At 60.1% G+C, this 6,792-nt stretch carries 5 protein-coding genes and 1 pseudogene; 4 read left to right on the forward strand and 2 right to left on the reverse strand.

Translation table 11 applies throughout. From position 1 onward, the window contains the following. Positions 1 to 153 precede the first annotated feature (153 nt). Both proP and ACOZK9_RS05175 read left to right on the forward strand, forming a co-directional pair. Positions 154 to 1,656 (forward strand): glycine betaine/L-proline transporter ProP, encoded by a 1,503-nt coding sequence (gene proP, locus ACOZK9_RS05170; protein WP_058411193.1) that lies wholly within the window; start codon positions 154 to 156, stop codon positions 1,654 to 1,656. Positions 1,657 to 1,708: 52 nt separating this feature from the next. Continuing rightward, the gene (locus tag ACOZK9_RS05175) at positions 1,709 to 2,215 is read left to right on the forward strand and encodes a GAF domain-containing protein (protein ID WP_122250125.1); all 507 of its coding nucleotides are present in this window, start codon (positions 1,709 to 1,711) and stop codon (positions 2,213 to 2,215) included. 33 nt (positions 2,216 to 2,248) lie between these two features. Here ACOZK9_RS05175 and ACOZK9_RS05180 read toward each other — a convergent pair. Further along, a pseudogene (locus tag ACOZK9_RS05180) lies at positions 2,249 to 3,045 on the reverse strand (AraC family transcriptional regulator). A gap of 97 nt (positions 3,046 to 3,142) precedes the next feature. Here ACOZK9_RS05180 and ACOZK9_RS05185 point away from each other — a divergent pair. Further along, positions 3,143 to 4,354, forward strand: coding sequence for an MFS transporter (locus ACOZK9_RS05185; protein WP_421555394.1), 1,212 nt, complete (start codon positions 3,143 to 3,145; stop codon positions 4,352 to 4,354). Between the two features lie 66 nt (positions 4,355 to 4,420). Here ACOZK9_RS05185 and ACOZK9_RS05190 read toward each other — a convergent pair whose 3' ends face one another. Further along, entirely contained in the window at positions 4,421 to 4,741 is a 321-nt protein-coding gene (locus tag ACOZK9_RS05190; RefSeq protein ID WP_122250123.1) for a DUF2834 domain-containing protein, read from the reverse strand. A gap of 197 nt (positions 4,742 to 4,938) precedes the next feature. On the opposite strand from ACOZK9_RS05190, the gene ACOZK9_RS05195 reads away from it, so the two are divergent. Then, positions 4,939 to 6,648 (forward strand): amidase, encoded by a 1,710-nt coding sequence (locus ACOZK9_RS05195; RefSeq protein WP_421555395.1) that lies wholly within the window; start codon positions 4,939 to 4,941, stop codon positions 6,646 to 6,648. Positions 6,649 to 6,792: the final 144 nt, after the last annotated feature.

The following is a 6,792-nucleotide window of genomic DNA, read 5'->3' on the forward strand; positions in this document are numbered from 1 at the left end:
TCGGATAATTCCTTGGGTCAGCCGTGAAGTTCAATGCGTTTGCAAAAAAAGGCAAATAGCGGTGAATTATTTCATGTGCAGTTGTATCTGAAGTGACAGAGCGGTGCCATCGGGACGGTGGCACCACCCCTGTTCAGTTTTAGAGTGGCCCGGATGAAATTACGTAAAAAAAGCGTCAAACCGATCGGTTTGAAAGACATCACCATTGTTGACGATGCCAAAGTGCGCAAGGCGATCACCGCCGCCGCGCTGGGTAACGCCATGGAGTGGTTCGACTTCGGCGTGTACGGGTTTGTCGCCTATGTGCTCGGCAAGGTGTTTTTCCCCGACGCCTCGCCCAGCGTACAAATGATCGCCGCGTTGGCCACGTTCTCCGTACCTTTCTTGATTCGCCCGCTGGGCGGCCTGTTTTTCGGCGCCTTGGGCGATAAATACGGGCGGCAGAAAGTCCTCGCCGCCACCATCGTGATCATGTCCCTCAGCACCTTTGCGATTGGCCTGATACCCGGTTATGCGTCGATTGGCGTCTGGGCGCCGATCCTGTTGCTGGTGTGCAAAATGGCCCAAGGCTTCTCGGTGGGCGGTGAATACACCGGCGCCTCGATCTTCGTCGCCGAATATGCCCCGGACCGTAAACGCGGGTTCCTCGGCAGTTGGCTGGACTTCGGCTCGATCGCAGGTTTCGTACTTGGCGCTGGCGTCGTGGTGCTGATCTCCAGCGTGTTGGGCGAAGCCGAATTTGAAGCGTGGGGCTGGCGCCTGCCGTTCTTCCTGGCGCTGCCGCTGGGCATCATCGGCCTTTACCTGCGCCACGCACTCGAAGAAACGCCAGCCTTCCAGCAACACATGGACAAGCTTGAACAAGGCGACCGTGAAGGCCTGACCCACGGCCCCAAAGTGTCGTTCAAGGAGGTCGCCACCAAACACTGGCGCAGCCTGCTGACCTGCATCGGCATCGTCGCGGCCACCAACGTGACGTATTACATGCTGCTCACGTATATGCCGAGCTACCTGTCGCACAACCTGCATTACGAAGAAAACAGCGGTGTGCTGATCATCATCGCAATCATGGTCGGCATGCTGTTCGTGCAGCCGTTTATCGGCTTTGTCAGCGACAAGATCGGCCGTAAGCCGTTCATTATTGCCGGTAGCGTCGGCCTGCTGTTCCTGGCGATTCCGGCGTTTATGCTGATCACCAGCGGCAAGATCGGCCTGATCTTCGCCGGCCTGTTGATCCTGGCGATTATCCTTAACTTCTTTATCGGCGTGATGGCGTCCACCCTGCCCGCGATGTTCCCCACGCACCTGCGCTACAGCGCCTTGGCCAGCGCGTTCAATGTGTCGGTTTTGATCGCCGGTATTACGCCGACGGCAGTGGCGTGGCTGGTGGAAAGCACCAACGATTTGTTTATGCCCGCCTACTATCTGATGGTATTTGCTGTAGTCGGCTTGATTACCGGGCTGACCATGAAGGAAACTGCGAATAAACCTCTGCGTGGTGCGGCGCCGGCGGCTTCGGACATGGAAGAAGCCAAAGAGTTGCTGCAAGAACACCATGACAATATCGAGCAGAAGATTGAAGACATCGACGCCGAAATTGCCGAGCTTGAGGCGAAACGTAAAAACCTGGTGCAACAGCACCCACGGATTAATTAGGACCTGACGGTTCGTGGTGGCACCTGCCACCACGCCCTTGGAGTGTTACAACATGAATTCCAGCGTCACCCCAGCACATGCGCTTCTCAGCGCCGATGAACGTGCCGCTATCGCCGAAATAGAAGCCACTACCAGCATTTTGCAACTGGTCACCCGCCTGACCGGGATGAGATTCGCCAGCATCGCCAAGTTCACCGACATTGAATGGATCGTTTGCTCGGTGCATGACCCCATGGCAATGGGCATCAATGTGGATGACGTGCTTAACCTTGAAAACACACTGTGCAGTGAGTTTTGCATCAACCCGACGGCACTGTTTATCCCGCAAATCAGTCAAGATGGCCGTTATGCAACACGCCCGGTGGTCAAGCAATTCGCCATCGAGAGCTACGCCGGCGCGCCGATCTTTCTGCCTGATGGCCGCTTGTTTGGCGCGCTGTGTGCGCTGGATTCAAGGGCAATGCTGTTTGAAGACCCAAACCTGTCGGAAACCCTCAGCCTGTTTGCCCGGCTGATCGGCTGCATTTTCTACGCTAACTTGACCACGGCGGAGCAGTGACCGCCGGCTTGCCTCGTAGCGTGGCGAGGCCCGTTACCTGAAAAACTGACTCGGCGTCTTGCCAAACTGCTTCTTGAACATGCTGGTAAAGGCGCTTGGGCTGTCGTAGCCCAGTTCAACCGCCACATCAATAATCTTCTGCCCCAGCGCAATGCGTTCCAACGCCAACAGCAACCGCGCCTGCTGGCGCCATTGGCCGAAGGTCAGGCCGGTTTCCTTGCGAAACAAGCGCTGAATGGTTTTCTGATCAAGCTCAAGCCGATGACTCCAATCCGCCACGGTCGACGCATCGCCGGGGTCGCGTTGCAGTGCCTGGCAAATACGCTGGATGCGCAGGTCGGCGGGCTGCGGCAGGGACAACGGCAGCGCAGGCAGAATGGCCAGCTCGTCGAGGATCAGGCGCATGATGCGCGCGTCCCGCGAGTCCTCGGCGTACGGTGGTTGCACACTGACAGAGGCCTTGATCAGCTCGCTGAGCAAGCCCGAGGCAGGTTGGCAAAACTGTCGGGCCGCACGAACACACTGCGCATTTTCAGCGCGCCGACGCAACGCAGCGAATGCACCTGCCCGCACGGCATCCAGAAACCGCGATTGGGCGGCACCGTCCACTGGTTTTGCGCCGAGCGCACCACCATCACGCCTTCGATGGCATAGAGCAATTGGTGCTTCTCATGGCTGTGGTCGGGCACTAACCAATTCTCGGGATAGTCGGTGGCGGAACTGATGACAGCCCAGTCGCCCTGATCGATCTCCTGCAGAAATTTATCCAGTGATTTGATCATTTCGCCCTTTTCGCGACAGTTGCCGCCCGAATTGCGCGAGACAGGCATTTGCGGCGAATCTAGCATAAACTCCGAAATATTATGAAATGGGCAACGGGCTTAAGTACTCGCTGCCCCTGTTTGCTGCCTTGTATGGAATGCCTGCATGTCGAGCCTGTCCGCTTCACCCGCCGCTGCAACCAGCACGCCGCACATCAGCCCCTTGGTCATGCGCGTGCTCGGCGCGTGTGCCGTGGCGCATATGATCAATGACCTGATCCAGGCCGTGCTGCCATCGATCTACCCGATGCTCAAGGCCAACTACGGGCTGAGCTTTACCCAGGTCGGCCTGATCACCCTGACCTTCCAACTCACCGCGTCGTTGCTGCAACCGTGGATCGGCTACCACACCGACCGTCACCCCAAACCGTGGCTGTTGCCGGCGGGCATGGTGTGCACCTTGATCGGTATTTTGATGCTGGCGTTTGTCGGCAGCTTCCCGGCGATCCTGATGGCGGCGGCGCTGGTGGGCGTGGGCTCGTCGACCTTCCACCCGGAAACCTCACGCGTGGCGCGCCTGGCCTCCGGCGGGCGTTACGGTTTGGCGCAATCGACCTTCCAGGTCGGCGGCAACACCGGCAGCGCCTTTGGCCCGTTGCTGGCGGCGGCGATCATCATTCCATACGGCCAAACGCATATCGCCTGGTTCGGGCTGTTCGCGGTGTTGGCGATTTTGGTGCTGTACGGCTTGAGCCGCTGGTACCGCAACCACCTCAACCTGTTCAAGCTCAAGCAAGGCGGCAAAGCCACTCACGGCTTGTCCAAAGGCCGCGTGACGTTTGCCCTGGTGGTGCTGGCGCTGTTGGTGTTTTCCAAATACATCTACATGACCAGCATGACCAGCTACTTCACCTTCTACCTGATTGAAAAATTCCAGTTGTCGGTTGCCAGCTCGCAGATGTACCTGTTTCTGTTCCTCGGCGCGGTAGCCGTCGGCACCTTCGCCGGTGGCCCGATTGGCGACAAAATCGGGCGCAAGAAAGTTATCTGGTTTTCGATCCTGGGCGCCGCGCCCTTTACCATGGCCCTGCCCTACGTCGACCTGTTCTGGACGGCCGTGCTCAGCGTGATGATTGGTTTCATCCTCGCCTCGGCGTTCTCGGCCATCGTGGTCTTCGCCCAGGAACTGGTGCCGGGCAATGTGGGCATGATCGCCGGTGTGTTCTTCGGCCTGATGTTCGGTTTCAGCGGCATAGGCGCCGCGCTGCTCGGCCTGCTCGCCGACAGCCACGGCATCGAATACGTCTACACCCTGTGTTCGTTCCTGCCGCTGCTGGGGATTATGACGATATTGCTGCCATCGACCAAAGGCGTGTAACCGGAAGGGTGCGATCACCCTCTATGACACCCGACTGACGGATCGCGCCCTTGCCGGCTCGAACCGTCAGGGGTTCGTACTCGGACGCGACGCAAACCCATTAACGACGATGTACAACAACGGTCCCACCGAAACGAACACCGCCGTCAGCAACCAATACGGCACCACAGACGCGACCGACCGCCCTCGCTTGCGCGCATCCCGATACATCCACACACACGCCAGCGCAGCCATCAGGTACAGGTCGATCACCACCTGTGCCGTGTCCGGCCTCGACATCAGTTGCCGTCCAAAAGCCAATAGTGATTGCTCGGCCGTGAGCATCGTTGCCAGGGTATACAGCGAAAAGCCGAGCAAAGCGGTCAGAGCGATATAAGGTCTTTGCATGGTCTCTTCCTTGAAATAATAGACCCCTACCCTAGCGATAAGGCCGCCCCCTCGCAATGACCTCGCCAAGCTCCGGCTGCGCACACCTGTGGCGAGCGGGAATGCGCTGCGTTCCCGCAGCTACCCGGCGCTGGTTTTGTGAAATATCTGTACGTAGACTGCCGCCATACCTCCCACTTGAAGGCGGCTAAAGAAACGTGATGCAAGTTACCGAAGTCTCCATTGCTCAATTGCGCGCTGCGCTTGAAAGCGGCCACACCACTGCCGTTGAACTGGTGCAGGCCTACCTGGCGCGAATCGATGCCTATGACGGCCCGCAAACCGCGACCGCGCTGAACGCCGTCGTGGTGCGTAACCCGGACGCCCTTAAAGAAGCCGAGGCGTCCGACGCCCGACGCGCCAAAGGCGAAACCTTGGGTCCACTGGATGGCATTCCCTACACCGCCAAAGACAGTTATTTGGTGAAAGGCCTGACGGCAGCCTCCGGCAGCCCGGCCTTCGCCAAGCTGACCGCGCAACGCGATGCCTTCACCATCGAGCGCCTGCGTGCCGGCGGCGCCATCTGCCTGGGCAAAACCAATATGCCGCCGATGGCCAACGGCGGCATGCAGCGCGGCGTATATGGCCGCGCCGAAAGCCCGTACAACGCCGACTACCTGACGGCGCCGTTCGCCTCCGGCTCATCCAACGGCGCCGGCACCGCGACCGCAGCAAGCTTTGCAGCCTTTGGGCTGGCCGAAGAAACCTGGTCAAGCGGACGCGGCCCGGCCTCCAACAATGGCTTGTGCGCCTACACCCCGTCGCGCGGGGTGATTTCGGTACGCGGTAACTGGCCTTTGACGCCGACCATGGACGTGGTCGTACCTTACGCGCGCACCATGGCCGACCTTCTCGAAGTACTCGATGTCGTGGTCGCCGAAGACCCCGACACACGCGGCGACCTGTGGCGCCTGCAACCTTGGGTCGCCATCCCGGGCGTGGCCTCGGTGCGCCCTGCGTCCTACGCGCAATTGGCCGTCAACCGCGATGCCCTCGCCGGCAAGCGTTTGGGTGTACCGCGCATGTACATCAACGCCGACCCCGAGGCCGGCACCAGCGAAAAACCCGGCATCGGCGGGCCGACCGGGCAAAAGATCAACACCCGCGCCAGCGTCATCGACCTCTGGCAAGCCGCGCGCCAGGCACTGCAAGCCGCCGGTGCCGAAGTGATCGAGGTGGACTTTCCGCTGGTCTCCAACTGCGAAGGCGACCGCCCCGGCGCGCCCACGGTATTTACCCGTGGCCTGGTTTCGAAGGAATTTTTGCACGACGAATTGTGGGAGCTGTCGGCCTGGGCCTTCGATGACTTCTTGCGCGCCAACGACGACCCGACCCTGAACCGCCTGGCCGATGTAGACGGGCCGAAGATCTTCCCTCACGACCCGGGAACCCTGCCCAATCGCGAAGACGATTTGGCCGCAGGCATGGACCAATACGTGCGCATGGCCGAGCGCGGCATCACGCCATGGGATCAGATCAGCAGCCTGCCGGACGGCCTGCGCGGCCTGGAACAAACCCGGCGCGTGGACCTGGAAGACTGGATGGACACACTGGGGCTGGATGCAGTGCTGTTCCCTACCGTGGCGGATGTTGGCCCGGCCGATGCCGATGTCAACCAAACCTCGGCCGATATAGCCTGGAGCAACGGCGTCTGGGTGGCCAACGGCAACCTCGCGATTCGCCACTTGGGCGTGCCCACCGTCACCGTGCCGATGGGCGTGATGGCAGACATTGGCATGCCGGTAGGCCTGACGTTTGCCGGGCGAGCTTATGATGATTCGGCGCTGCTGCGGTTTGCCTGTGCGTATGAAGCCACCGGCAGTAAACGCCTGATCCCACCACGTACGCCGGCGCTGGCCGAGGGATAAACCGGGCCGCGCTGGCACGCCCTGAAGTCGCTCCAATCTCGCAAACAGAATGCATTCAACTGTGGGAGGGGGGGGGGGGGGGGGGGGGGGGGGGGGGGGGGGGGGGGGGGGTGATTAGTAATTTATATTAAAATAAAAGATAAA

Source organism: Pseudomonas kitaguniensis (assembly GCF_049199985.1).
In the GTDB taxonomy this organism is placed as follows: domain Bacteria; phylum Pseudomonadota; class Gammaproteobacteria; order Pseudomonadales; family Pseudomonadaceae; genus Aquipseudomonas; species Aquipseudomonas kitaguniensis.

Coding starts and splice junctions, on each gene's coding strand:
- proP (WP_058411193.1), top strand. CDS start 154: ATGAAATTACGTAAAAAAAGCGTCAAACCGATCGGTTTGAAAGACATC.
- ACOZK9_RS05175 (WP_122250125.1), top strand. CDS start 1,709: ATGAATTCCAGCGTCACCCCAGCACATGCGCTTCTCAGCGCCGATGAA.
- ACOZK9_RS05185 (WP_421555394.1), top strand. CDS start 3,143: ATGTCGAGCCTGTCCGCTTCACCCGCCGCTGCAACCAGCACGCCGCAC.
- ACOZK9_RS05190 (WP_122250123.1), bottom strand. CDS start 4,741: ATGCAAAGACCTTATATCGCTCTGACCGCTTTGCTCGGCTTTTCGCTG.